This window comes from Rhizobium sp. FKL33 (genome assembly GCF_005222915.1).
In the GTDB taxonomy this organism is placed as follows: domain Bacteria; phylum Pseudomonadota; class Alphaproteobacteria; order Rhizobiales; family Rhizobiaceae; genus Rhizobium_E.
Genome location: NZ_STFX01000008.1, coordinates 101036 through 127099 on the forward strand (window position 1 = coordinate 101036; position 26064 = coordinate 127099).

A 26064-nucleotide genomic window follows, 5' to 3' on the forward strand; every position below is an offset into this window, starting at 1 on the left:
CCATGCGTTTCACGATCAAAGCCAAGCTAACAGCCGCATTTTCCGTCATCATCGTGATGGTCTCGGCAATGGCGATTTTGAGCATCACAAACCTGTCCTCGCTCAATACGGCAATTACCGACATGGTGGCCGGCCCGGTGAAAGAGTTATCGCTCTCCAAGGCGCTGGCGGATGCTATTTCCGACGGCATCCGCGCCGAAAAGAATGCGATCATGAACACGGATCCAGCAGCGATCGCCGGATACAGGACGCATTTTTCTGAAAGCCGCAAGCAGGCCGAAGCGTCCCTATCCGGTCTGCATGCAAATGCGCCGGAATACCTCAAGGCCCTCGTCGTCGAAATCAAGGCGAACTACATGGACTTGGCGCGGATTCAGGACCGGATCATCGAACTCGCCACGATCAACACCACCGAAAGCAATGCCGAAGCGGCCAAGCTATCGATGAGCGACGGTGCTCGCTTCACAGAGGCGTTGCTCAAGGAAATCGATGAGATCACCAAGCAGATCGAACAGGATCTCAAAAAGACCGACGAGGCTACCAATCAGCAATATGCACAGGCGTTCAATGCGCTTGCCGGCATGTCGGGCCTACTTCTCATCCTGTCCGTCTCAATCGCGATCTGGATCGCCATGGGTATCGGCCGCGGTCTCAAGTCGGCGGCGACCGCGATCAACGCCGTGGCGCTCGGCGATCTGAACTCCGACGTCAAGGTCAAGACCAATGACGAAATCAAGGATCTCGTCGACACCGTCAACGTGATGACCGCCAATTTGCGCGGTACGGCCGCCATGGCGGACGAAATCTCCAAGGGCAATCTCGCCGTCGAGATCAAGCTCCTGTCCGACAAGGACACGCTTGGCCATTCGATGCGCAATATGGTCCAGAACCTCAACTCTTCGGCCAAGGTGGCGGAAGAAATCGCGAGCGGCAACCTCACGATCAACATCACGCCACAATCCGAAAAGGATCGTCTCGGCGTGTCCCTGCGCAACATGGTCGATCGCTTGCGCGGCGTGGTCGCCGATGCGATTTCCGCCTCGGTCAACGTTTCCTCAGGCAGCCAGGAACTCTCGGCATCCTCCGAACAGGTTTCCCAGGGCGCGACCGAACAGGCCGCCGCCGCCGAGGAAGCCTCGGCTTCGATGGAACAGATGGCCGCCAACATCAAGCAGAACGCCGATAACGCCGCCCAGACCGAGAAGATCGCCCGTCAGTCGGCGAAGGACGCGGAAAACTCTGGCGACGCCGTCAATCGCGCTGTGGCCGCCATGCAGACCATCGCTCAGAAGATCGGCATCGTGCAGGAAATCGCCCGTCAAACCGACCTGCTCGCGCTCAACGCAGCGGTGGAAGCGGCACGCGCCGGCGAGCATGGCAAGGGCTTCGCGGTCGTCGCCTCCGAAGTGCGCAAGCTCGCCGAACGCAGCCAGTCCGCCGCAGCCGAGATTTCCGACATGTCCTCGGACACCGTCAAGGCTGCGCAGGAAGCCGGCGACATGCTGGCGCGCCTGGTGCCTGATATCCGTAAGACCGCTGAACTGGTGGCCGAGATCTCCGCCGCATGCCGCGAACAGGATATCGGCGCAGCCCAGATCAACGAGGCGATCCAGCAGCTCGACAAGGTGACGCAGCAGAACTCGTCGGCGTCTGAAGAGATGGCGGCTACATCAGAAGAACTGGCTGCCCAGTCGGAAGAATTACAGACCTCGATCGCCTTCTTCCGCGTCGACAACGCAGCGAGAGACGATCGCCGTCAAAAGGCTCAGCCGGTCAAGCCGGGCTATCGCAAGGACAACAGCATTTCCGCCCAACAGGCGCGCGCGCGCGGTTTTGCGCTTGACCTGCGCCTGGGCGGATCTGACCCTGACGACGATCATTTCCGCGAAACAGCGTGAGGAATAGCATGCGCAGATGAAATGGACGGCCTCAGCCGCGATCGACCGAAAGACCGATCGCGGCCGACCCGCCCGGAATGCAGGACCGGAAATTTCCAACAAGGAAAAACCGGCAAAATGGCAACAGGGAAAACGGGTGGAGTAAAAACATGCGATTCACGATCAAGGCAAAACTGGCTCTGGCCTTTACATTAACGATCCTGCTCAGCTGCGCGATGGCGACGGTGGCGATCTTCAATCTCTCATCGCTCAACTCATCTGTGGTCGACATTGTCGAGGGACCGGCGACCAATCTGAGAATGTCCTCACATCTGAAAGAGGACGTCTACGCGTCGATCCGTGACGAAAAGAACGCCATCTTGACCGCCAAGCCTGAAAAGATCAGGGAATATGTCGCAGGCATCAACCAGAACCGCGACGATATCGAAAAAATCCTCCGCACGCTGGACGCCGAAAGCAACCCGATGATCCGCGAAGCGGTCGCCGATTTCCGCGACGTGTTGCCGAACTGGGTGGCGAAGCAGGACCAGATCCTCACTCTGGCGACAATGAACACCACCGAGAGCAAGACACGCGCCGAAACCTTGTCCATGGAAGAAGGATATGAGGCGACCAGAAAAGTCCTCGCGGTGCTGGAAAAGCTCGACGAGCATATTGCAACCGATCTCAAGGGCACCGAAACGGGCGCCAATGAGCTCTACGCCGAATCCAAAATAGCTCTGATCGCGGCGGTGGCGGCAGGCGTCCTCCTGTCGGTCGGCATCGCAGTCTGGATAGCCCTCGGCGTCAGCCGCGGCCTCGCCCGGGTCAAGCACGCCGCCGACGCCGTGGCGATCGGGGACCTGAACAACACCGTGGAAGTCGCTACGAATGACGAGATCAAGGATCTGGTTGACACGATCAACATCATGACCGGAAATCTCCGCGCCACGGCGACGATCGCCGACCGCATCGCTGCCGGAGATTTGTCCGTCGAGCCCAAACCGTTGTCCGACAAGGACACGCTCGGCTTCGCGATGAAAAACATGGTCGGCAATCTATCCCAGACCTCAAGCGTCGCCACCCTGATTGGCCAGGGCGACCTCTCGGTCGACGTCAAACCACTGTCGGATGCAGACACGCTCGGCATCGCCATGCGCAGCATGGTTCGCAATCTGCGCCAGACAGCCAGGATCGCCGATCAGATCGCCAATGGCGACCTGACGGTGAAGCCAAAGCCGCAATCGGATCGCGACGTGCTCGGCCTTGCGCTCGAGGCCATGGTGTCGCGTCTGCGCGGCGTGGTTTCCGACTCTCTTTCTGCTTCGCTCAACGTATCCTCTGGCAGCCAGCAGCTGTCAGCATCCTCCGAACAGGTTTCCCAGGGGGCGACCGAACAGGCCGCCGCCGCTGAAGAGGCCTCCGCTTCGATGGAGCAGATGGCCGCCAACATCAAGCAGAACGCCGACAACGCAGCCCAGACCGAGAAGATCGCCCGCCAGTCGGCCAAGGACGCGGAAAACTCCGGCGACGCCGTCAATCGCGCCGTGGCCGCCATGCAGACGATCGCCCAGAAGATCGGCATCGTCCAGGAAATCGCCCGTCAGACCGACCTGCTGGCGCTCAACGCAGCGGTCGAAGCCGCCCGCGCCGGTGAACACGGCAAGGGTTTCGCGGTCGTCGCTTCCGAAGTGCGCAAGCTCGCCGAACGCAGCCAGTCCGCCGCCGCCGAGATTTCCGACATGTCCTCGGACACGGTCAAGGCCGCGCAGGAAGCCGGCGACATGCTCTCGCGCCTGGTTCCCGATATCCGCAAGACCGCCGAACTCGTGGCGGAAATCTCCGCGGCCTGCCGCGAGCAGGACATCGGCGCCTCGCAGATCAACCAGGCGATCCAGCAACTCGACCAGGTGACGCAGCAGAATTCATCTGCAGCCGAGGAAATGGCCGCGACATCGGAAGAGCTCGCCGCCCAGTCGGAGGAATTGCAGAACTCGATCGCCTTCTTCCAGGTCGAACAGGCGAATACCCGGGACGACAGAGTCGAGACGAACGACAGGCAACGCGGAGGCAAAGCGGGCTCCGCCACGCAGACGCGCCGTCCCGACAACAGCGTAAAGGCCCAGCAGGGACGCGCGCGCGGCTTCGCCTTGGATTTGAGCCATGGAGGGGCCGACAATTTTGATGATGATTTCAAGGAGAGCGCATGACCATGACCACACAGCAAAGCGAAGCTCAATTTGTGACTTTCAGCCTCGGCGAGGAAGCCTTCGCTGTCCCCGTCGAGGTCGTCCGGGAAATTCTGGATCATGAGGACGCCTTCAAGATCCCGAATGGTCCCGACTATCTGCTCGGGCTGCGCAATGTGCGCGGCCAGGCGGTCCCCACGATCGATCTCAGACTCAAGCTCGGCCTTAGCCGGACGGTGCCGACCGCGCATACCCGCGTGCTGGTGCTCGATGTGCCGCTCAACGACCGCATGCTGACGCTCGGGCTCGTCGCCGACCGCGTCCATGAGGTCACGCCCTTCCGCTCCGCACAGATCGAGCAGGCGCCGGACATCGGAATTCGCTGGAATTCCGACTACATCGCCGGCGTGGTCCGCAAGGAGACGGGTTTCGTGGTCATCATCGATCTGGCTCGGCTTTTGTCGTCTGACGACACAGCCTTCCTCACCCAGCGGAATGTCGCCGCCTGACGTCAGATTGTATGCGTGGAGTAACCGGAATGCAGACCGCCCAACGCGTTGCGGCGCCGTCGGAAGACGGCATCAGCAAACGTAATTTCGAACGGCTGGCCGCCTATATTTATAACTACAGCGGCATCAAGATGCCGCCGAGCAAGCAGACCATGCTGGAGGGACGCCTGCGACGCCGGCTGCGCGCCACAGGCCACGCCAACTTTGAACAATATTGTAATTTTCTCTTCAGCCAGGGTGGAATGGAGAAGGAAGCGATCTTCCTGATCGACGCGGTCACGACCAACAAGACCGATTTCTTCCGGGAGCCCAACCACTTCCACTTCATGACCCAGAAGGCCCTCCCCGCCTTTCTGAGGTCGGGCGGAAGACGTCTGCGGGTGTGGAGTTCCGCCTGCTCGACCGGGGCCGAACCCTATACGATCGCCATGGTGCTCGACGACTTCTTTGGCGACCGGCACGACATCGCCTGGAATATCCTCGCCACCGATCTGTCGACGGAAGTGCTGCAGACGGCGCGGCGCGGCATCTATCCCCAGGAAATGATCGATCCAGTGCCGGCGGAAATGCGCCGGCGCTATGTGATGACGGCGGTCGCACGCGAGCGCCGCGACGTGCGCATTACGCCGAAACTGCGTTCCAAGGTCGGCTTTGCCCGTCTCAATCTGATGGACGACGCCTATCCGGTCGGCGATCCCATGCACATGATCTTCTGCCGCAATGTAATGATCTATTTCGACAAGCCCACCCAGGAAAGGGTTCTCACCCGGCTTTGCGACTGCCTCGAGCCGGGCGGATTTTTGTTCATAGGCCATTCCGAGACCATCAGCGGCTTCGATTTGCCGCTGAAGACCGTTGCAAACACTGTTTTCCAGAAGGTCTGAACATGAAGAAGAAGGTGCGCGTCCTTATCATCGACGATTCCGCCAGCGTCCGTCAGACGTTGACCAGCATCTTCGAGGAAGATCCCGATTTCGAAGTGATGGGCGCGGCGCAGGATCCGTTCGTCGCCGCCCGGCGCCTGCGGGAAGACGTACCCGACGTCATCACGCTCGATGTGGAAATGCCGCAGATGGATGGCATCACCTTCCTTCGCAAATTGATGAGTCAGCATCCGCTGCCGGTGGTGATGTGTTCCTCGTTGACCGAAGCCGGGTCTGAAACATTGCTTCAGGCCATGGAGGCCGGCGCTGTCGACGTGATCCTGAAGCCGAAGATCGGCGTCGCCGATCATCTGGCCGAAACGGCCGATCATATCCGCGCGGTGGTCAAGGGCGCGGCCAGAGCCCGCGTCGACAATCACCGCCGCTTCCGGGCCACCTCGGCCCCGGCATCCCTCAATCCTCAGGAAAAACTGACGGCGGACGCGGTGCTCCCTCCCCCCACCGGCAAGGCGATGGCCAAGACGACCGAAATGGTGGTCTGCGTTGGAGCCTCCACCGGCGGTACAGAGGCGCTCAGGGAAATGCTGGAAAAACTTCCGGCCAATGCGCCCGGCATGGTGATCGTGCAGCATATGCCGGAGAAGTTCACCGCCGCCTTCGCGAGCCGGCTGAATTCGCTCTGCGAAGTCGAGGTCAAGGAAGCCGCCGACGGCGACCCGGTGCTGCGCGGCCATGTGCTGATCGCGCCGGGCGGGCTGCACACCATGCTGGAGCGGCGCGGCGCGCGCTACCACGTGTCGGTGCGCAACGGGCCGCTGGTGTCGCGTCACCGTCCATCGGTGGACGTGCTGTTCCGCTCCGCCGCCCGTAACGCCGGCGCCAACGCCATGGGCGTGATCATGACCGGCATGGGCGACGACGGCGCGCGCGGCATGGAGGAGATGCACAACGCCGGCGCCTTCACGGTGGCGCAGGACGAGGCGACCTCGGTGGTGTTCGGTATGCCCAAGGAAGCCATCGCCCGGGGCGGCGTCGACCGCATCTCTCCGCTCGAAAACATCGCCCGGGAAATCATGGCGGCGCAGGCGCGGTTCTGAACCGCGCCTTCCCATATCCGCATCAGGCCGGCTTGGGCGTCAGGCGCTCTCCGCCCGGCCGGGCGATGAGGAATACACTCATGGCGGCGACGAGGCACATGCCGCCGGCGATCTGCAGCGCCGGCATATAAGATTCGTAGTCCGTCCTCAGCGTGCCCGCGCCCAACGCCGCGGTGGCGGCGCCGAGCTGATGGCCGGCGAAGATCCATCCGAACACGATGTTGGATTTTTCGCGGCCGAAATTCTCCGCCGAGAGCCGCACGGTCGGCGGCACGGTGGCGACCCAGTCGAGGCCGTAGAAGGCGGCAAACAAGGTCAGCGAATAGATGTCGAATCCGGACACCGACAGATAGATCAGCGACAAACCGCGCAACCCGTAGAACCAGAACAACAGCCATCTGTTGTCGAAACGATCCGACAGCCAGCCGGACAACAGCGTGCCGCCGAAGTCGAAGATGCCGATCATCGCGAGCAGGCTGGCGGCGGTGACCGCCGGCATCATGAAATCGCCGCAGATCGAGATCCAATGCGTCTGGATGAGGCCGTTCGTGCTCAGCCCGCAGACGAAGAAGGTGAAGAACAGCACCAGGAACACCGGATTGGCGCGAACCTCCCACAGTGTCTTCAGCGGCAGCGCCAGCAGCTCCGGCAGACGCCGGTTGTTGACGGGCGGCGCCACGATCTTGTCGTCGCCGTAAGGCGCGAGACCGACATCGGCCGGGTAGTCGCGCACGATGGCGAGAACGAGCAGCAGGGCGGCGAGCAACGCGGCCACCACCACCGTCAGAGCCGGTCGCCAACCGATCTGCTCGGTGAGATAGGCGAGAAGCGGCAGGAACACGAGCTGCCCGGTGGCCGTGGAGACGGTCATCATCGCCACCACCACGCCCCGGCGGGCGGAGAACCAGCGCGTGGCGACGGTGGCGCCGAGAACCAACGCCGTCATGCCGGTGCCCACGCCGATCACCACGCCCCACAGCAGCAGCAACTGCCAGAGCTGCGTCATAAAGAACGAGCCGACCAGCCCCGACGAAATCATCAACAGCGCCGTCGTGACCACCTTGCGGATGCCGAACTGGTTCATGAAGGCGGCCGCGAAGGGGCCGAACAGGCCGAACAGTGCGAGCCGAACGGCCATGGCCGACGAAATCTCGGCATTGGTCCAGCCGAACTCGGTCTCAAGCGGCCCTATCAGCACGCCGGCAGACCCCATGGCCCCCGCGGTCGACAGCATTGTGAGAAACGTAGCCCCGGCCACCGCCCAGCCATAGTGGATGTTTCGGGCCTGTAGCCAGGATGCGAGGGCGCGTGACGCCATGAGTGCCTCCAGTCAGGCCCGAGGGCCAGCGCATTCGTGAGCGCATCGAGATAGACCCGCGCCGGAACCGGCACAATCCGGACTTCGCTCAAATGTTTTGATAGCAGCTTTCAGCCCTGTGAATGGATGGCTCGACCGGAGCTCACCAGAGGTCGTCGCCGGCGGTCCAATGACCGAGTTCCTGCTTGGCGAGATCGCCGAGATCATATTCCTTGGTCACATAGTCGCCGTCGCTGTCCTGCTTGCCGGTGCCCACGATCATAGTTTCTATGCGATATTTCGCGCCTTCGAAGAAATAGGATAAGGTCGTGTACTGCCGATTGCCGTCGACGCGCACCAGAAGGTCCGAACCGTCGCGCAGGAATTCGAGTTCGTCCAATTCGGCCAGAGTGCTGTCGGACGAGCCGGCATCGGCATGAAACTCGATTTCGTCGCTGCCGCCGGCCGTGTCGAAAATCCAGGCGCGGCTTTCGGGGCTTTCGACGATATAAGTGTCGGAGCCGTTCTTGTCGGTGATCTCCGGACGCGAGCGAGACCCCTGGATGTGAAATTCGTCGGAGCCCGAATTGTCCGAGATGATATCGGCGCCGGTCTGGTTGAAATAGGTGTCGTTGCCGGCGCCGCCCTTCAGCGTATCGGAACCGGAGCCTCCGCCCAGCACGTCGTCGCCGTCGCCGCCGATCAGCGTGTCGACCCCGTCTTCGCCATAGAGGATATCATCGTCGTCCTCGCCCCAAAGGCGATCGGCGCCGGATCCCCCGTTGAGATAGTCGTTGTCGCTGCCGCCCCAGAGGCGATCGTCGCCCCCTTGGCCGAAAACAAAATCCGCGTCCGAACCGCCATCGAGACGATCGGCTCCGCCGCCGCCATAGAGCCGGTCGCCGCCCGCCCCGCCGATAATGTAGTCGGCTTGCGAACCGCCGGTCAGCGTATCATCGTCGCCAGTTCCAACCTGCTTGGCCATTGTCACAGTTCCTTCAGCACTCGTCCCGTCGCGGCGCCTCGCCTGCGCGAACCGCGCCGCCATTGCGATCCACCTAAGCGGCAATGGCCCCTGGCGGCAACAAAGGCCCCCTCGCCGGGCGGGAACGAAGCTTGCGCGGCAAGCCTCGAGCAAGCTCCTCGCCGTCCGGCCTTGAAACTTCGCGTCTGTGCCCTAAATACACACGACAGCGCCAAAGGGTGTCCCGCCCTGTGCTCAAGTCCGTGAGATTCACGCCGTTGAACGATTTTTGCGCCGAAATGCTTGACGTGACACAAAATAGCGGGAATCACCGTCTCAGGCAGACATCATGAACAAGACACCGAGCAGGACGCGGCCTAACGGGAAAACGATCGCGAACAGAGCCAACCGCTGGAAATCAAAGGCGGATCTCGACGCGGTTAATCGCCCGTTAAACCGTGATGCTGTTAGCTCGTAGCTGCTGATTCGCGTTGCGGCCCGCAATGCGGTCGAACATTTTGCGGCAGCGCGAAGTTTAAGGCTTAATGCGTCAGAGAGAGCAATAGACTATGGCAACCAAGGTCAAAGAAAACGAAGAAGCGGAAACCGAACGCGACGCCGCGCCGGATGGCCCTCTTCTCGACCTTTCCGATGACGCCGTCAAGAAGATGATCAAGGCCGCCAAGAAGCGCGGCTATGTCACCATGGACGAGCTGAACGCCGTGTTGCCCTCCGAGGAAGTGACCTCCGAGCAGATCGAGGACACGATGGCGATGCTGTCCGACATGGGCATCAACGTCGTCGAGGACGAGGACATCGAGGAGCAGGCGCAGGAAGACGACAGCGAAGCCGACTCCGACGGCGAGTCCGAAGGCGGCGAGATCGCCCCGACCGCCGGCACCGCCGTCGCCACCGCCAAGAAGCGCGAACCGACCGACAGGACCGACGACCCCGTCCGCATGTATCTCCGCGAAATGGGTTCGGTGGAGCTTCTGTCGCGCGAAGGCGAAATCGCCATCGCCAAGCGCATCGAGGCCGGCCGCGAAACGATGATCCAGGGGCTGTGCGAAAGCCCCCTCACCTTCCAGGCGCTGATCATCTGGCGCGACGAGCTCAACGAAGGCACCACCCTGCTGCGCGAGATCATCGATCTCGAAACCACCTATTCCGGCCCGGAGGCCAAGGCGGCTCCGCAGTTCCAGAGCCCGGAAAAGATCGAGGCCGACCGCAAGGCGGCCGAAGAGAAGGAAAAGAACCGCAAGGCGCGCTCCGGCCCGCCGACCGGCGATGACGACGACATCACCGATGTCGGCGAAGCCATGGTGTTCGAAGAAGAGGAAGAGGACGAAGACGAGTCCAACCTCTCGCTCGCCGCCATGGAAGCCGAACTGCGTCCGCAGGTCATGGAGACGCTGGACCAGATCGCCGAGACCTACAAGAAGCTGCGCAAGCTGCAGGACCAGCAGGTGGAAGCCCGCCTCGCCGCCTCCGCCACGCTGTCGCCCGCCCAGGAGCGCCGCTACAAGGAGCTCAAGGACGAACTGATCACGGCCGTCAAGTCGCTGTCGCTCAACCAGAACCGCATCGACAGCCTCGTCGAGCAGCTCTATGAGATCAACAAGCGCCTGGTGCAGAACGAAGGCAAGCTTTTGCGTCTGGCCGAAAGCTTCGGCGTCAGCCGCGACGAATTCCTCAACCAGTATATGGGCGCCGAACTCGATCCGAACTGGATGAAGTCGATCGGCAATCTCTCCGCCCGCGGCTGGAAGGAATTTTCCCGCTCGGAAAACCAGACGATCAAGGACCTCCGCCAGGAAATCCAGAACCTCGCCTCGGAAACCGGCATCTCGATCACCGAATTCCGCCGCATCGTGCAGATGGTGCAGAAGGGCGAGCGCGAAGCGCGCATCGCCAAGAAGGAGATGGTGGAAGCCAATCTCCGTCTCGTGATCTCGATCGCCAAGAAATATACGAACCGCGGCCTGCAGTTCCTCGACCTGATCCAGGAAGGCAATATCGGCCTGATGAAGGCGGTCGACAAGTTCGAATACCGTCGCGGCTACAAGTTCTCGACCTATGCGACCTGGTGGATCCGTCAGGCGATCACCCGCTCGATCGCCGACCAGGCCCGCACCATCCGCATTCCGGTGCATATGATCGAGACGATCAACAAGATCGTCCGCACCTCGCGCCAGATGCTGCATGAAATCGGCCGCGAGCCGACGCCGGAAGAACTGGCCGAAAAGCTGGCCATGCCGCTCGAAAAGGTCCGCAAGGTCCTGAAGATCGCCAAGGAGCCGATCTCGCTCGAAACGCCTGTCGGCGATGAAGAAGACAGCCATCTCGGCGACTTCATCGAAGACAAGAACGCGCTTCTGCCGATCGACGCCGCCATTCAGGCCAACCTGCGCGAAACCACCACCCGCGTGCTCGCCTCGCTCACGCCGCGCGAAGAGCGCGTGCTGCGCATGCGCTTCGGCATCGGCATGAACACCGACCACACGCTCGAAGAAGTCGGCCAGCAGTTCTCGGTCACCCGCGAACGCATCCGCCAGATCGAAGCCAAGGCGCTCAGGAAGCTGAAGCATCCGAGCCGGAGCCGGAAGTTGAGAAGCTTCCTGGACAGCTAAATTCTGTCGAAGTCCCGAAATCTTCAGGCCCGGCCGGAGCGATCCAGTCGGGCCTCTTCGTTTCAGGCGGATTCCGTCACCGCCCGCACGATTCGCCGCGCCGTGGGCATGGCGACGAGCAGCGTGGGAAAGGCGATGAGCCAGGAGACGCCCCAGGCGGACATCCAGTGGCCCAGGATGTCGGGGCTCAAGCCGATGACCTTGATGGTGGAGACGCCGGAGACCACGAAGGTCATCAGCAAAGACAGAACGAAGGGCAGGAGAAGGCCCGCATACCGGGCGGGCAGACGCGCAATCTTCATGATCAGACTTTCAAGATGGGGATCGTCGGCGCGCGAGCGTATCGAGAGCGCCAGAGGGACGATCCGGGTTGATACGCGTAGCCTGACGTCAGACGCTTACGGCCCGCCGAGCGGCGAGCGTCGTTTTCCTAGCGTTTCTCTCGATCCGTGTCCAGAGCCGGGTTGCGAGGGCGCTCACCCCTCCCCGATCAGATCGCGGATCGCCGCCTCGAGCATTCCCTGGTCGTAGGGCTTGCCGATCACCACTGCCCCGTCGAGCTGGTGGTTCACCGATTTCGGAGTTTCGCCGGTGGCGATGACCACGTGAAGATCGGGTTTCTGCGCCCGCAGTTTGCGCGCGAGGTCGAGGCCATGGCCGTCGGGCAGATGCAGGTCGACGACGAGCAGGTCGATCGTCGCGTCGAAGGCCGCTTCCGCCTGGGCGACCGTGCCGGCCTCGGCCACGCCGAGACCGAGATCTTCCAGCATGTCCACCGTGGTCATGCGGATCAGCGCTTCATCATCGACGAGAAGCGCCCGCCTGGGCCACACATTCTGCGCCGGCGCCGGCGCGGGCGTCTCAAGCGGCCGCAGCGAGGCCAGCCGCTGCGGTTCGCGCGACGCATCCAGCACCTGCCGCACTTTGCGGGCGATCTGCTCGCGTCCATAGGGCTTGGAAATGAATTCGATGCCGCTGTCGAGCTTGCCGTCGTGAACGATGGAATTCTGCGTATAGCCGGAGGTGAACAGCACCGCGAGTCCCGGCAGCATGGCCTGCGCGCGGCGGGCGAGCTCGGTGCTCTTCATCGGTCCGGGCATGACCACGTCGGTGAACAGGAGATCGATCGCAGCGCCGCTCTCGACCACCGCAAGCCCGCTCGCCGCATCCCGCGCCGTCAGCACGCTGTAGCCGAGATCGCGGAGGATGGCGACGGCGGTCTCGCGCACCGCATCGTCGTCCTCGACCAGCAGAATGGTTTCTTCGCCGCCCTTGAGCGGCGCCGGCGACTGGGCCGCAATCTCTTCGCGGGCGTCGCTGCGCGGCAGGTAGATGCGGATCGTCGTGCCGACCCCGACTTCGCTATAGATGCGGATATGACCCTTGGATTGCCGCACGAAGCCGTAGACCATGGACAGGCCGAGCCCGGTGCCCTTGCCCTCGGGCTTGGTGGAAAAGAACGGCTCGAACACCTTGTCGAGAATGTCGGACGGGATGCCGGAGCCCGTGTCGGTGATGGCCAGCATCACATATTCGCCCGGCGAGATTTCCGCGCCCTGGGCGTAGAGCGCGTCGAGCACGGCGTTGCCCATTTCGATCGTCAGTTTGCCATGGCCGTCCATCGCGTCGCGCGCGTTGATCGCGAGATTGAGCAGCGCCGTCTCGACATTGGTCGGATCGACGATGGTGTTCCAAAGCCCCGCCGCCACGACCGTGTCGACTTCGACGCCCTCGCCGATGCTGCGGCGGATGAGCCCGTCCATGTCGCGCACCATGCGGCCAAGATTGACCACTTTGGGAGCGAGCGGCTGGCGGCGGCCGAAGGCCAGAAGCTGCGCGGCGAGCTGCGCGCCGCGCTCGGTGGCGGCGAGCGCATTGGCCACGTAGCGCCCACCCTTCTCGTCGAGCCGGGCATGCCGGCCCAGCAGCTGCAGACTGCCGGTGATGACCTGGAGCAGATTGTTGAAATCATGGGCGATGCCGCCGGCGAGATTGCCGACCGCCTCCATCTTCTGGCTCTGGCGCAGCGCAGCCTCGGTTTTCTCAAGCTCGGCCGTGCGGTCGTTGACGCGCTGCTCCAGCGTCTCGGCGAGATATTCGAGCTGCGCCTCGGTGGTCTTCTGGTCCTCGATATCGGTGTTGGACCCGACCCAGCGCAAGACAACGCCATAGTCATCCTTGTTGGGAATGGCACGGGCGATATGCCAGCGATAGGCGCCGTCGCTGCGCCGCAGTCTCAGTTCCGCCTGGAACGGCTCACCCGCCGCGCGCGCCGCCGCCCAGGCCGCTTGCGCCCGCTGCTGATCGTCGGGGTGCACGGTCGCGCCGATCGGCCGCCCGATCATCTCATTGAGCTGCAAGCCGGAATATTCGAGCACTCGCTCGTTGCACCATTCCAGCCGGCCATCGCGATCGGTGGTCCAGGCATGGTTGGGAATGGATTGGGCCAGCGAGCGGAACCGCGCCTCGCTTTCCAGCGCCGCATCCTGAGCGAGCTTCTGCTCGGTGATGTCATGGCCTTGAACGAAGATGCCGACGGTTTCGCCGTTATTGTCCTTGATCGGCTGATAGACGAAATCGAGATAGGCCTCGCGGCGCTTGCGCCCCTCTCCGCCGACCACCAGCCGCGCGCCATGGGCGACGAAAGGCTCGCCGGTCGCAAAGACCTTGTCCAGAAGCGCGATGAAGCCTTGCTCCTCCACCTCCGGCAGCGCCTCGAGCACGCTTTTGCCGATGATATCGCCGCGTCCGACCACATCGAGATAGGCGGCGTTGGCCATGTCGAAGACGTGGTCAGGCCCCAGCAGCACCGCCATGAAGCTCGGCGCCTGTTCGAACAGGCTGCGGAGATATTGCCGCTCCTCGGCAAGCGCCAGATTCTGATGCGCCACCCGGTCGGCGCGGCTCAACAGGTCGGTCTCGACCTTCCAGTCGCGCGCCGCTTCCCGCCGCAGCCGATGCAGTTCGGTGACGTCGACCGTGTGCTGCAGAATGAAGCGAAGCTCTCCCGTGGGTGATTTGATCGGCCGGTGCGTGGCGCTCCAGTAGCGATCCTCGAATGTGCCGTCGGGCCGGGCGATCGGATAGGGAATGAGCGGGATCGCATCCTCTTCGCCGGTGCGGACCACCTTTTCCAGCGAAGCCCGCAACAGGCGATGCGAGGCGGAATCGGGATCGCTCGGAAAGGCGTCGAACATGTTCAGGCCGAGTATGCTCTCCCGGCTGCGCATGGTCACGGCGAGATAGGCGTCGTTCATGGCGCGGATGCGGAAATCGCGATCGAGGATCACATAGGGATTGGGCGCCCTGTTAAACAGCTGGGCCAGATCGGCCACGTCCAAAGTCTCGATGAAGTTCATAACGCCGGAACCCAGATGAAGCGAAGGACGCGAAATTAGAAGACGGCGAGCAAGCGCGTTGCCGCTTCGCCCTCCCTGAGGCTGCCGCTACGCGCGATGTCTCCTTGTCCAAAGCTGAAACACTCCGCATGCGCCGTGTCAACGCGCATGCGGAATGTTTTGCCAATCCATACAGTTCGATGCTGCCGGCTCTCAATGCGACGGTTGAGGTCTCCGCCTAGCCGGCCATGCGTCCCGTCTCCACGAAACGCTGGTGCCAGCTCAGCGCTTCGCCGAGCAGCGACGGCGCGTGAAGGCCGTAGGATCCGGACAGCGCACGGGAGAAATAGTCCTCGAGCGCTGGACGGAAGTCCGGATGGGCGCATTTGGCGATAATCGTCCGCGCCTTCTGCTTGGGCGACAGGCCGCGCAGGTCGGCGAGCCCCTGCTCCGTCACCAGCACCTGAACGTCCTGGGAGATGTGATCGACATGCGGAACCTGCGGCACGATGGCCGAGATCTTGCCGCCCTTGGCGGTCGATGGCGTCATGAATACAGAGAGATAGGCGTTGCGGGCGAAATCGCCGGAGCCGCCGATGCCGTTCTGGATGCGCGATCCCATCACGCAGGTGGAATTGACATTGCCATAGATATCCGCCTCGATCAGCCCGTTCATGGCGATGCAGCCAAGGCGCCGCACCAGTTCGGGATGGTTGGAAATCTCCTGCGGGCGCAGAATCATCCGGTCGCGATAGCGGCCCATATCGGCGTTCAGCCGCTCGGCGGCCTCCGGACTCAGCGAAAAGGCGGTCGCCGAGGCCATGCGCAGTTTGCCCGCATCGATCAGGTCCAGCATGCCGTCCTGGATGACTTCGGTGAAGGCCGTCATATTCTCGAACGGCGCCGTCAGCAGCCCCGAGAGGACCGCATTGGCGATATTGCCGACGCCGGATTGCAGCGGCAGCAGCGACGCCGGCAGCCGGCCTTGACTCACCTCATGCCTGAGAAACTCGATGAGATGGCCGGCAATGGCTTGCGCCGTCTGATCCGGCGCCGAGAAAGGCAGATTGCGGTCGGGCGTCTCGGTCTCGATCACGGCGACGACCTTGTCGGGATCGACGCGGAAACCCGTCTCGCCGATGCGGTCATCGGGCCTGATGAGCGGGATCGGCACCCGCGAGGGCGGCAGCGCCGTGCCGTAATAGATATCGTGCATGCCGTCGAGCGCCTCGCTCTGCCAGCTGTTGACCTCGAGGATCACCTTTTCGGCGCGGTCGAGCCAGGTCTTGTTGTTGCCGACCGAGGAGGACGGAACCAGCGTTCCATCGGAGCGCACGCCCGAGACTTCCACCACCGCGACATCGAGCTTGCCGAGAAAGCCTTCCCACACCATCGGCGCCACCTGGCTGAGATGCATGTCGAAATAGTCGATCTCGCCGCGATTGATCTTGTCGCGGGCGATCGGATCGGAATTGTAAGGCGCGCGAAATTCGATGCCGTCTGCCCGGGCCAGTGCGCCGTCGAGCTCAGGCCCGGTCGAAGCCCCCGTCAGCACCCGCACCTGGAAAGGCTCGCCCGCCTCATGCGCCGACGTCATCCGTTCGGCGAGCGCCATCGGCACGGCCTTGGGATAGCCCGAGCCGGTGAAGCCGCTCATGCCGATGGTGGCGCCCGGCGCGATCATCGACGCCGCCTGCTCCGCGCTGGTGATTTTGGCCTTGAACCGGGCCTCGGCAATTCGGGAGGAGGTCATCATGTTTCCTTCGTCGCTAATATATGCGCCTACTGCAAGGGCTGATCAGTAGATCCGCATCTGGCGCATGACTATGTGACGAAAGACTTATTCCTGGGGGCATTTCCTTGATATGCGTCAAGCCCGCCGACAGAGAGACGCAACGTTTGTCGCTGTGACCTTGCCATTGGCGTTGATCGGCGATTGAAGCCGCAGCATGCGGGCCGCACGCCGCCGGTGAAGATGGTAAAAAACACGCAATCCAACATGATCAACAGACTGTAAACCTCTTCTTCATCATCCTGAATGATAGCTGAATGGCCAATTCCGAAACCGTTCAGCGAACCGGAGATAAGGTCATCTCAACGCTCGGAAAGATCACAGGATCCGAGCCAAGGTCCAAGGAGAGCAACCATGACCAGCTTCATCACCAAGGCAGCGTTTGCCGTCACTCTCGCGCTCGGCGCCCTCGGCGCCGCAGGTCAGGCCAATGCCGGCGGCGTCGATGTCGATGTCCATATCGGAGGCCCGCGCCATTACCGTCCGCCCGTCGTCATCCGTCCGGCCCCCGTTGTGGTGGTGCGTCCCGCCCCGATCGTGGTTCGCCCCGCCCCGGTGGTGGTGGTCCGTCCCGGCGTGGGACGCTGCTCGCAGAACCTCGCGCTTCAGAAGGCGTACAACAACGGTCTCAACCGCGTCTATGTCTCGCAGGTCGGCCCCAATCGCGTGACCGTCACCGGCAAGACGCGCGGCGTCTGGGCCAAGATGGTTTTCGCCAATGTGCGCGGCTGCCCGCGTCTCTGACCGCATCATGACCATCAACGGATAGGCTGGTCTTTACGTTCTAACCCTGCCATCGCGCGAAGGTCTCCTTGACGCCCTCCCCGGCTTATGCCGCGGAGGGCTTTTGTTTTCGTGCTGCGCGGAGAAAACGCCAAAACGCCTGCGTCCGCGCGAACGTGATGCAGTTCGGATGCGGGGCAGGCGAAGGCGAAAGCCTTTCCGGCGAACATCTGTTCATCGGAAAGGCTCCGGCGTTTCAACTATATGGGTCGTCTAACCCAGAGGCGATCCCGTGTCGCCCGGGCAGGCTCAAGACGGCCATCCTGGCCGGATCTTACGGCTTCGGCTTGATGGCGATCTTTACCGACACGCTCGCACGATAGCTGTTTTCGCCAGTCGCCAGCGGCACGGCGTCGGAACTCTCCTTGCCCGCCATAGACATGCGCGCCATCGGAACCGGCTCGGCGACGGCGGCGTTGTCGGCGATCTCCAGCACGTCGCCGAGCACGACGCCGGCCGCATCCGCCAGGGTCTTGGCCTTGGCCAGCGCGTCGCGGACCGCCTCGGCGCGGGCCTTGTCGATCGCCGCGTCGGGTTTGTCGTTGAGGAAGCGGATATCGCCGCCCTGATTGACGCCGAGCGTAACGGCCGTGTCCAGCAACCCGCCAAGCTTGGAAAGATCGCGGAGCCGGACTGTCAGCGTATTGCCGACCTGATAGCCCAGCAGCTTCGGCGGCTTGCCGTCATTGTCGCTGGAATAGTCGTATTGCGCCTGGATGAAGAAGCCGGAGGTTTGCAGATCCTTGTCCGCCACGCCCGCCTGCTTCATCGCAGCCAAAACATCCGTCATTGCCTTGTTGGCGCCATCAAGCGCGGCCCTGGCCGTTGCCTCATTTCTGACGACTGCGAGATTGACGAGCGCCATGTCGGGCGCGAGCGCTGCGGTGGCCTCACCGGTGACCGAAATCAGCGGCCTGTCGTCAAACGCCTCTTGCGCAACGGCGACTGCCGGCAGAACGGGCGCTGCGGCAAGCGCGCCGAAAGCGGCGAAGCTCAGAATTTTCATGGAAAGACGCGGCATGTTTCCTCCGAATTTACGAAACCCAACCTCATTGCGCCCCGATTGTGCAACGAATGCGACGCCGCTTGCCCCGCTTCGAAATTTCGGTTAGACGCAGCATAAAGGCAAAACCATTGCACCGCCGAGACTACCCGGCACGGGCCTGTAGCTCAATGGTTAGAGCCGGCGGCTCATAACCGCTTGGTTGGGGGTTCGAGTCCCTCCGGGCCCACCATCACCTTCTTATTGCTTTAATTTCAAAGGGTTTTTCGTTGTAGCTTGACACCACTTTTTGGAATTTTGTCACGAGACTTTGGAATTTTGCATTTTTCTGCTCCCGCCAAAACTCGATTTAAAGGCCCTTTAAAGTGCCTTTGAAAGCGTCGATTCAAAAGTCATTTTGCAGCCGTGACAATCAACTCCCTCGCTGGCGCTCCCTTACCGCCCTTAACCGTATAGAGCAGGTCGACTGCATTCATTTCGAAGCGACCAAACACTTCCCGGATTTCAGGCACATCGTTGATGGATAAAATGAAGCGACCCTTGATCCTGCCAAGGCGCTCAGCGATTGCCGCGAACTGACCGCGCTCGAAGATCAGCTTCCCATAATCGTCCTCGCACCCCCAGTATGGTGGATCGAGGTAGAAGAGCGTTCCGGGCCGATCGTAGCGATCGACGAAATCTAACCAATCCAAGTTCTCTATTGTCACGCCGGCAAGGCGCTCATGAATGTCTTCCAACTGCGATGCAAGCTTGGTCAAATTGAACCGAGCGCTACGATCGTAAGAGACACCGAAAGAAGGGTTTGTCGGTCGACCGCCGAAGGCCAGACGCTGGAGATAGAGAAACCGAGCTGCGCGTTCTAAGTCTGTGAGCGTTTGGGGGTCACAAGCCTTCAGCCGTTCGAATTCCCTGCGACTGGTGATCTGGAATTTCAGCGTATCCATGAACTGCGGATAGTGCCGCTGCAGAATGCGGAAGAGGTTGGTGATCTCGCCGTTGCGATCATTAATGACTTCGCCCTTCGGGGCAAATTTGCGCCTGAAGAACACGCCCCCCATCCCTACGAAGGGCTCCGCATAAAGGGTGTGCTGGGTCTCCGCGATTATCTTGCAGATTATGGAAGCCAGACTGCGCTTCCCCCCCATCCAGGCGGCCGGCGGTAAGGCATTTGCGACGGTCTTAGAATCGTTTTCGAAATCCATTTTCAAGGCCCAAAGACTCAGTCACAACGAGCCGCCCTGCAGGGCGCGGGTGTGACAGTTGAACCCAATCGCTGTCTTGCGGATCTGGACGCCAATCTACGAGCCGCAGTTTCGGGCATTTATGGCCCGAGGCCACCCGCTCAGTGCCTTTTCATGGAGGGCTTTTGCGCTAAGCTTGGGGGCGGCTTCACGAATAGCTGCAGGGGTAGGCAACACCTAGCTGACAATTGACAGCGCCTCAGCAGTTCACACCTCTCAAAGCGCCGGCCGCCACCATTCCCCCAGTCCCGGTTGTTTAGCCGCTACAGCGAATGTAATCTCATTTTGCCCATTGACCGATTTGGGGCCGGAAGGGGACTGGCAGGTTTCAGACGAGCGGAGAGAAGAGCCGCCCTGGGCATGGATATTTAAACGACACCGGTCTATACGCGATACATGTCACGTGCGAAACTGGAGGTACATCGTTGGCTGGATTGACGAGCGAGCAAACTGCAGAAATCGAGTATCTAAGGTCGACCCATTCCAGCACTCTGCGGCCGGTGTCGCCCGGCCTCGAAGAGATCCTCCATAAGTCGTTCTCCGTTCTGGACCACGGTATCATCAGAGTGGTCGACTACATGGGCGACGACAGCGCGATCGTGCAGGCGGCGCGGGTGTCCTATGGCCGAGGCACGAAACGGATCCAGGAAGACAGCGGACTCATCCGGTATCTTCTACGCCACCATCACACGACTCCATTCGAGATGGCGGAGATCAAGTTCCATGTGAAGCTACCGATATTCGTCGCGAGGCAATGGATCCGCCACCGCACGGCGAGCGTGAACGAATATTCAGCTAGATATTCCGTACTCGACAAAGAATTCTACATTCCCCAGCCAGAACATCTTGCCGCGCAATCGACGTCGAACCGTCAAGGACGCGGAGCGGTGTTGGAGGGAGACGAAGCAGCCGAAGTCCTGTCACTTCTGCGCCGCGACGCCGAGCAGGCATACGACGACTACTCGACGATGCTGAACGAACCCGCAGGTCCCGATCATCGCGAAGACCGGTCCGGTCTTGCACGTGAACTGGCCCGCATGAATCTCTCGCTCAACTTCTATACCCAATGGTATTGGAAGACCGATCTGCACAACCTGATGAACTTCCTGCGGCTGAGAGCCGACTCGCACGCACAGTACGAGATTCGGGCCTACGCCGAAATCATGCTGGAGATTATGGCGGCCTGGGTTCCGATCGCTCATTCGGCGTTTAAGGAATACCGGATGGAAGCGGTGCAGTTGTCCGGAACGGCCGTGAAGGCGGTTCGTCGGATGATAGCTGGAGAAGCCGTTAGTCAGGAGAACAGCGGACTGAGTGCGCGAGAATGGCAGGAGCTCAATGCCGCCCTCGCCCTAACATCGCTGAAGGCACCGTAAAGGTGCCGATCACGAGTTCCGCTGTGTAAAGAGCTGCGTCAGGGGGAAAACGTAGGCGGAGGTTCCGACGGTCGAATAGGTCTCCTCGTTGTATGCGCCGACCTCGGCATAGCAGACCTGAACGTTACGATGTCTTTGAGCATAGAGGCCGACGCCGATAGTTGAAAGCTTCGTGTGCAGGGGCGCGAGAACGACGTTCGATCTCTCGGAGTTCGATATCGAGCTCTCCAGCTCCTTTACCACCTTCAGCGGATCGCGGGCCGAAAACTCGAATGTCGACTCGATGTTCGCGTAGTTGGACGCAAGTTCTTTGAAGAAGACATCGTTTTTGCCGGAGAGGGTCTCATTGATCGATTCCGACCGCAGGCCCCTCCCCAGCACCAGATACTTCGGTTCGTATGCCTCGATGATGGCGCGTGCGCGTGGAATCTCGAAGCCCATGAGGACCACGAGCCTCGTCGGGCGTGATGGCCACATTTCGCCGGCGTATCCGACGACCGATCTGCATTGCGTCACTTTTCCGGAAAGCGGATCGGCCATATCGCCCGCGCTCACATACACCAGTTCGCAGTTCCGGCGTTTAGAGCTGTCGATGCCGCGAAGCACCTCCAGAAGCATCAGAAGCTCCTCGCGGCGAAACGCGGTGATGTCGATCACGGTATCGACCAAGCTGATCGAGTTTACCGCTTCGTTGATCCGTTCCGCAGTTCCGAGCGGGTCGCTGGTCCGAATCTCGACAACCCGGAGATCGGAATGCAGGTTCCTGACCTCTCTTACCCTCGCATCCGCGAGTTCGCTCCGGCCTTCGGACGCGAAGAGAATGCCTCTCCGGACCATGGCGGGCGGTGCAGTGCACGCTACCACAGCCGACCGTTCCTCGAAACTCAGTCGCGCGACGATGGGCCTGGGTTTAGTCCAGAGCCGGGCGGGAAGGTCAGTTATCGGAATGCTCAACCCTGTCTCCATCAAGATTCAGCGAAAACTGGCTTTCGGCCGATCCGTCCTGCTTGAGACGGGCCTTCACGAATTCCCCGGGATTTCGCATAGCTACCTCGAGATCCCTTGACATGATCGAGAGGTGGGCGGCGTATCCCGATATGTCGAGCTTGTAGTGCGGCCCGAGACGTCTTGCCAGGATGTAGCGCGGCCGCCGGCCGCCTAGTGCTTCCTTAGCGGCGTAATCGGATCTTTGCAAATAACCCAGCCGGACGCCGAGGTTCAGCACGCGCTCCAGTTCGGGCTTCGGTCGGTCCCTCAGCACGACTGAGAACACACGCTGCTCGCTCGCTTTCGGGTCGAGAAGCTTGCCTCGGAACAAGCGTCCCAGTCCCTCTATCAGGTTGCGGAGCTGTTCGTAGAGCACGGTTTCGTGGCCGTCGGCATGAAGGCTTTCGATCCCTTCACTCAGATCGGTCTGTGTGTCGGAGATTTCCGTTGTCTGGCGCGTCAACAGCTCAAGGAACTCAGCGGACCAGTCCTTAATAACAGCGTCCTGAATACTGACCGGAATCTCGCTCACCATTCCGGAGTCACCCAATCCCTCGCTTACCACTCTGTCGTACATGCGGCTCGCAGGCTCCAGAAACCAGCGCACGACGCCAGACGAAAGGTCGACCAGAGATCGGAATCCGCTATAGCTGTAAGTGTGGGCTGATTTCGAGGATCCGGCGATCTCCCTCATGAATCTTGGGATAGTGTAGCGCCTTGCTTCGTCGCGACTGCGGGCCGATCCTACCTGAACCTCGGACGATGAGTTCATCGCGACATGCTCGGCGATGATCTCGGCTGCGATGGCATGCAGCCGTTCCTCTTGCGCCGTGTCCAGCGGAAAGAACTGATCGACGGACGAAGAGATGCCCGAGTTCTCCAAGCGCTTGGTCACGATCTCGTACAGACGTCGGCTGTAGGTGTCGGAGGATGCAGTATAGACTGCGGTCAAATTCACCTCAGCGTAGTCATGCGGGCTCTCGATGATGCGGTTATCGAGGGTGCGCATCGTGGCATAGGCAAGCTGCGTGGTGACCTTGAGGCATATGTCGCGGGTGCTTCTGGTCGATACCCAGGAGTTAAGGACCCGCTGTAAGGGTATTGGAAGGTTGTCGGCATCGTCCAGCATAACGAACAATGGAACGCACGGGACGTTGTCGAGGCGCTTTATCTCGCGGGCGAGAGGAACAAGAAAATCGAGAAATCCCGCGAGAGCACCGACATAGTCCGGGTCCGCGTTGCGAAATGGCTGCCTCACGAGGAACTGACGCACCCTGAAGATGTCTGTCTCGCATGTCTCGGCGATACGCCGAAATGGCGATCCCCCCTGTGTAGGTTCAATGGCCGCGTCCTTGGCCGTGGATCCTCCGGCGATGTTGAAGAGCTCTTCGAATCTTTCCCGAAAACGGGTCGCCGATGCCTGCGAGATCTCACTGCTGAAGCTGTCCAGAAGCTGCGCCACCCTCAGGACGACGTGCATCACCAGTAAATGCTCGCCGATGGCGTTGACGGCATAGCCCTTGAACCTGTTGAACTCGGGGGCGCCGAAGTCGGCGGTCCGCAGGGGAACGTGCACCGCGACAAATGGAAGGTCCTTCAGCTTCTTGGCCTTCGCCTGTAGGATCATGACCCGCGGTTCGAGGCTGCGAAGCAGCATGCTTTTGCCCGTACCGCGAGCCCCGTGAATGAACGTGTTCCCGAGCTCCTTCAAACGGGGAAAGTCGGTTTGCATCTCCACGAAGTTTCGAGCGATGTATTCGGGGTTCACGTGCTCAGGATTCTGTACGCCAAACGGGTTTGTGCTCACGAAATTGGCTCCTGATGCGGTGTCTCACAATGCTGGTCGCGCAGCTTGCAAGCATCAAACCTAGGCTGTAGTTCCCTGACCTTACTCGAAGTGCCCGGGTATCCCACCTCTTCGAGATCTACTGCAATGGAGTCGATCTCCACATCGCCGTCCATGATCACGAGCTTCGCGCGAATGCGGTCGTAGCTTGCGAAGCCTGCCAGAAAGCGGTTGCAGTAGCGCCGTTCGAGCTCGCATTTCTCCAGTCGCTCGGCGATGTAGTCGACAAACATGATCTCGCGCGTTCCGCCGCCTTTGGCCGGAATCACGAACGTTTGTGGAAGAAGCTGCTTATCGATAGTGAACGCGAGATGCACCGACTTGCCTTTGAAATCGATTCTTCTATTGATGGCGCGACAGTAAAGATTTGAGAGCACGGAAAGTGGCGGCGTCGCGGCGTCTGCAATCGCAACGTCGTCGGCGCGCGTGTAGTTTTCACTCAATTCGTCGGCGAGACGGAGCAAGGCGGCAAGGCGCCAAGCGTGAACTTCGATGCCACCGATGTTTGGGACGGGTTCGCTCATAAGGCGTGTAATCGTATCCCTGCTGCCGTCTTCCATTTCCCCCCCATGCGCCTGTGCGATGGAAGAGATTATCCTGCGCTCGATGTCGCTCAATCCCGCCGCCTCGCCGACCTCGCGCAATATTGCGGCGGCCTTCTTCTCATGGCCATCGCGGCTCATCGCATTCCCAGCGTCGTGCAGCAGTATGGCGACAAGCAGGACAAAGCCCTCGTAGGCTAAGACCTGTTTAATGGCTGGCGCAGCACTGTCCGATTCTAAGCCGAGCATCAGCCCTGCAGTCTCGATGACGTCGTCCACGTGCCCGATGTCGTGCCTCGTATACCGGTCGCCTTTCTGCGCCAGGGCGGCTCCCGCCACGGCATAGTACTTCTCTGCAAGACGCTGCTTTATGGAGGTGTAATGTTCAAAGTATCTGTTGCCGCGGTTTGGAAGCTTGACGGAGCTTTTCTTGAGAGATTTCTTCAACCATTGTTCCAGAGCGGAGTCTACCGATATCAGCACGGACACGTTATCTGCCTCCCGCCTGACTGGACATGGCGATCACCTTGTCGAACACGGCCTTCGCCAGGATAGGAGGGACAGCATTGCCAACCTGCTGTTGTTGGAATCCTATCGATCCATGGAAGACATAGTTGTCGGGGAAGCTCTGAAGACGAGCGGCTTCGCGGACCGAGAGGCCTCGGTCCTGAGTGGGATGGATCAGCATGTTCTTTCGAAAATTTCCAATCACGACGGACGGCGCATCCTGCACCAGCCTCTTGTAGATGCCTGAATGGTAGCGTCGCCGGTCGGTGATGGGGTCGCGCATCATTCCTGGAACGTCCCGCCAGTTCCCTCCCTGCGGGATGTGGGCATAGCGCGCCACGATCGAATCCGCGTTCCTGCTGACAAGATGGCCCGTACACTTCGCAAGGTCCGACCGCATGCGTCGAGCATATTCGGAAAGCGGCTCGCCGCCGTACTCCAGCTCGTTAACCATGGCACCGTTGAGCAGCTCTGGAAGATCCCCAATCGCCTGCCAGAGCGTGGGCACCGCGACGTCCGGGCCTGGCGTCGGAAGCTCGGGATCCGAATTCAGCGCCGCGATCACGATGTAGCGCGAACGCCGCTGCGGACATCCGAAATCTGCTGCATTCAGGACGCCGAACGCAATCCTGTATCCCATCACCTTGAGCTGCTCCCGGAAAGATTCTGCGAAGCGGCCGCCATCGGTCTGCAGTATCCCCGCAACGTTCTCGAATACCACCCATTCCGGCTTCAGCGTCTCGACCATGCGCAGGAACTCACGGAAGAGCCAGTTCTTCGGATTGTCGGCATGACGGGTACGCTGATTGGACGTTGAAAAACCCTGGCACGGTGGGCCGCCGAACAGTACCAGGGGTTGATGCCGCTGGCCAACGTCGATCGTCGCCACCTTCGCAATGTCCGTTCCGAACACGGTCGCCTCGGGATGGTTGGCCGCATATGTCAGGCACGCCGAAGGATGGCTCTCCACTGCCGCCCGGACATCGACGCCCGAAAGCCTAGCGCCCATGGTCATGCCGCCCCCGCCTGCGAATAAATCTATTCCAATCATTTCCAGCTAAACGTTTTCAATCGATGGCCGCTTCGACAACCAATTCCTGTTAATTCCCCAATTCCAGTTCTAGGCCGTATACTCATAAACGGGCTTCCGCTTTGGGATTGATGATGATTCAAGGCTGCCATTGATTTGGGAGCTTTTTTGA

The 26064-nt window shown here is 61.0% G+C and carries 19 protein-coding genes and 1 tRNA gene; 9 read left to right on the forward strand and 11 right to left on the reverse strand.

Annotation, left to right across the window (positions count from 1 at the left end):
• Positions 1-2: 2 nt before the first annotated feature.
• The 5 genes from E8Q41_RS06035 to E8Q41_RS06055 all read left to right on the forward strand — a co-directional run bounded on the left by E8Q41_RS06035 (position 3) and on the right by E8Q41_RS06055 (position 6556).
• On the forward strand, positions 3-1898 hold the full coding sequence (locus tag E8Q41_RS06035; protein WP_137154618.1) for a methyl-accepting chemotaxis protein: 1896 nt from the start codon (positions 3-5) through the stop codon (positions 1896-1898).
• A 149-nt stretch (positions 1899-2047) separates the two neighbouring features.
• A complete protein-coding gene (locus E8Q41_RS06040; RefSeq protein ID WP_137154619.1) occupies positions 2048-4087 on the forward strand; it encodes a methyl-accepting chemotaxis protein in 2040 nt (679 codons plus the stop codon).
• Positions 4088-4089: 2 nt separating this feature from the next.
• Positions 4090-4575, forward strand: a complete 486-nt coding sequence (locus E8Q41_RS06045) for a chemotaxis protein CheW (RefSeq protein WP_137154642.1) — start codon at positions 4090-4092, stop codon at positions 4573-4575.
• A gap of 29 nt (positions 4576-4604) precedes the next feature.
• Entirely contained in the window at positions 4605-5459 is an 855-nt protein-coding gene (locus E8Q41_RS06050) for a protein-glutamate O-methyltransferase CheR (protein ID WP_137154620.1), read from the forward strand.
• A 2-nt stretch (positions 5460-5461) separates the two neighbouring features.
• The gene (locus tag E8Q41_RS06055) at positions 5462-6556 is read left to right on the forward strand and encodes a chemotaxis response regulator protein-glutamate methylesterase (protein ID WP_137154621.1); all 1095 of its coding nucleotides are present in this window, start codon (positions 5462-5464) and stop codon (positions 6554-6556) included.
• A 22-nt stretch (positions 6557-6578) separates the two neighbouring features.
• Here the strand turns inward: E8Q41_RS06055 and E8Q41_RS06060 are convergent, their stop codons facing one another.
• Both E8Q41_RS06060 and E8Q41_RS06065 read right to left on the reverse strand, forming a co-directional pair.
• Complete coding sequence (locus tag E8Q41_RS06060) at positions 6579-7874, reverse strand: MFS transporter (protein WP_137154622.1); 1296 nt, start codon at positions 7872-7874, stop codon at positions 6579-6581.
• A gap of 142 nt (positions 7875-8016) precedes the next feature.
• Complete coding sequence (locus E8Q41_RS06065) at positions 8017-8838, reverse strand: calcium-binding protein (protein ID WP_170976379.1); 822 nt, start codon at positions 8836-8838, stop codon at positions 8017-8019.
• 548 nt (positions 8839-9386) lie between these two features.
• On the opposite strand from E8Q41_RS06065, the gene rpoD reads away from it, so the two are divergent.
• A complete protein-coding gene (gene rpoD, locus E8Q41_RS06070; protein ID WP_137154624.1) occupies positions 9387-11447 on the forward strand; it encodes an RNA polymerase sigma factor RpoD in 2061 nt (686 codons plus the stop codon).
• A gap of 62 nt (positions 11448-11509) precedes the next feature.
• Here rpoD and E8Q41_RS06075 read toward each other — a convergent pair whose 3' ends face one another.
• From E8Q41_RS06075 to E8Q41_RS06085, 3 genes are all read right to left on the reverse strand, one after another.
• Entirely contained in the window at positions 11510-11749 is a 240-nt protein-coding gene (locus E8Q41_RS06075) for a DUF2798 domain-containing protein (RefSeq protein WP_137154625.1), read from the reverse strand.
• 174 nt (positions 11750-11923) lie between these two features.
• On the reverse strand, positions 11924-14806 hold the full coding sequence (locus E8Q41_RS06080) for a PAS domain-containing protein (RefSeq protein ID WP_137154626.1): 2883 nt from the start codon (positions 14804-14806) through the stop codon (positions 11924-11926).
• A 217-nt stretch (positions 14807-15023) separates the two neighbouring features.
• Positions 15024-16538, reverse strand: coding sequence for an acetyl-CoA hydrolase/transferase family protein (locus E8Q41_RS06085; RefSeq protein ID WP_137154627.1), 1515 nt, complete (start codon positions 16536-16538; stop codon positions 15024-15026).
• Between the two features lie 393 nt (positions 16539-16931).
• Between E8Q41_RS06085 and E8Q41_RS06090 the strand changes: the two genes are divergently transcribed.
• Positions 16932-17321 carry a hypothetical protein gene (locus tag E8Q41_RS06090; protein ID WP_137154628.1) on the forward strand — a complete coding sequence of 130 codons (390 nt, stop codon included), beginning with the start codon at positions 16932-16934 and terminating at the stop codon, positions 17319-17321.
• 313 nt (positions 17322-17634) lie between these two features.
• Here E8Q41_RS06090 and E8Q41_RS06095 read toward each other — a convergent pair whose 3' ends face one another.
• Positions 17635-18381, reverse strand: a complete 747-nt coding sequence (locus E8Q41_RS06095; protein ID WP_137154629.1) for an SIMPL domain-containing protein — start codon at positions 18379-18381, stop codon at positions 17635-17637.
• A gap of 138 nt (positions 18382-18519) precedes the next feature.
• On the opposite strand from E8Q41_RS06095, the gene E8Q41_RS06100 reads away from it, so the two are divergent.
• Positions 18520-18595: transfer RNA gene (locus E8Q41_RS06100), tRNA-Ile, on the forward strand.
• A gap of 160 nt (positions 18596-18755) precedes the next feature.
• Here E8Q41_RS06100 and E8Q41_RS06105 read toward each other — a convergent pair.
• Positions 18756-19565, reverse strand: coding sequence for a DNA adenine methylase (locus E8Q41_RS06105; RefSeq protein WP_137154630.1), 810 nt, complete (start codon positions 19563-19565; stop codon positions 18756-18758).
• A gap of 464 nt (positions 19566-20029) precedes the next feature.
• Between E8Q41_RS06105 and thyX the strand changes: the two genes are divergently transcribed.
• On the forward strand, positions 20030-20980 hold the full coding sequence (gene thyX / locus E8Q41_RS06110) for an FAD-dependent thymidylate synthase (protein ID WP_137154631.1): 951 nt from the start codon (positions 20030-20032) through the stop codon (positions 20978-20980).
• Positions 20981-20989: 9 nt separating this feature from the next.
• Here thyX and E8Q41_RS06115 read toward each other — a convergent pair whose 3' ends face one another.
• The 4 genes from E8Q41_RS06115 to E8Q41_RS06130 are packed head-to-tail and all read right to left on the reverse strand — an operon-like array spanning position 20990 to position 25913.
• A complete protein-coding gene (locus E8Q41_RS06115) occupies positions 20990-21934 on the reverse strand; it encodes a hypothetical protein (protein WP_246660098.1) in 945 nt (314 codons plus the stop codon).
• Positions 21915-23774, reverse strand: a complete 1860-nt coding sequence (locus tag E8Q41_RS06120; protein ID WP_137154633.1) for a hypothetical protein — start codon at positions 23772-23774, stop codon at positions 21915-21917. The genes E8Q41_RS06115 and E8Q41_RS06120 overlap by 20 nt, the downstream gene beginning before the upstream one ends.
• A complete protein-coding gene (locus E8Q41_RS06125; RefSeq protein ID WP_137154634.1) occupies positions 23771-24844 on the reverse strand; it encodes an HD domain-containing protein in 1074 nt (357 codons plus the stop codon). The genes E8Q41_RS06120 and E8Q41_RS06125 overlap by 4 nt, the downstream gene beginning before the upstream one ends.
• A 1-nt stretch (position 24845) precedes the next feature.
• On the reverse strand, positions 24846-25913 hold the full coding sequence (locus E8Q41_RS06130) for a DNA cytosine methyltransferase (protein ID WP_137154635.1): 1068 nt from the start codon (positions 25911-25913) through the stop codon (positions 24846-24848).
• Positions 25914-26064 lie beyond the last annotated feature (151 nt).

Coding starts and splice junctions, on each gene's coding strand:
- E8Q41_RS06035 (WP_137154618.1), top strand. CDS start 3: ATGCGTTTCACGATCAAAGCCAAGCTAACAGCCGCATTTTCCGTCATC.
- E8Q41_RS06040 (WP_137154619.1), top strand. CDS start 2,048: ATGCGATTCACGATCAAGGCAAAACTGGCTCTGGCCTTTACATTAACG.
- E8Q41_RS06045 (WP_137154642.1), top strand. CDS start 4,090: ATGACCACACAGCAAAGCGAAGCTCAATTTGTGACTTTCAGCCTCGGC.
- E8Q41_RS06050 (WP_137154620.1), top strand. CDS start 4,605: ATGCAGACCGCCCAACGCGTTGCGGCGCCGTCGGAAGACGGCATCAGC.
- E8Q41_RS06055 (WP_137154621.1), top strand. CDS start 5,462: ATGAAGAAGAAGGTGCGCGTCCTTATCATCGACGATTCCGCCAGCGTC.
- E8Q41_RS06060 (WP_137154622.1), bottom strand. CDS start 7,874: ATGGCGTCACGCGCCCTCGCATCCTGGCTACAGGCCCGAAACATCCAC.
- E8Q41_RS06065 (WP_170976379.1), bottom strand. CDS start 8,838: ATGGCCAAGCAGGTTGGAACTGGCGACGATGATACGCTGACCGGCGGT.
- rpoD (WP_137154624.1), top strand. CDS start 9,387: ATGGCAACCAAGGTCAAAGAAAACGAAGAAGCGGAAACCGAACGCGAC.
- E8Q41_RS06075 (WP_137154625.1), bottom strand. CDS start 11,749: ATGAAGATTGCGCGTCTGCCCGCCCGGTATGCGGGCCTTCTCCTGCCC.
- E8Q41_RS06080 (WP_137154626.1), bottom strand. CDS start 14,806: ATGAACTTCATCGAGACTTTGGACGTGGCCGATCTGGCCCAGCTGTTT.
- E8Q41_RS06085 (WP_137154627.1), bottom strand. CDS start 16,538: ATGACCTCCTCCCGAATTGCCGAGGCCCGGTTCAAGGCCAAAATCACC.
- E8Q41_RS06090 (WP_137154628.1), top strand. CDS start 16,932: ATGACCAGCTTCATCACCAAGGCAGCGTTTGCCGTCACTCTCGCGCTC.
- E8Q41_RS06095 (WP_137154629.1), bottom strand. CDS start 18,381: ATGCCGCGTCTTTCCATGAAAATTCTGAGCTTCGCCGCTTTCGGCGCG.
- E8Q41_RS06105 (WP_137154630.1), bottom strand. CDS start 19,565: ATGGATTTCGAAAACGATTCTAAGACCGTCGCAAATGCCTTACCGCCG.
- E8Q41_RS06130 (WP_137154635.1), bottom strand. CDS start 25,913: ATGATTGGAATAGATTTATTCGCAGGCGGGGGCGGCATGACCATGGGC.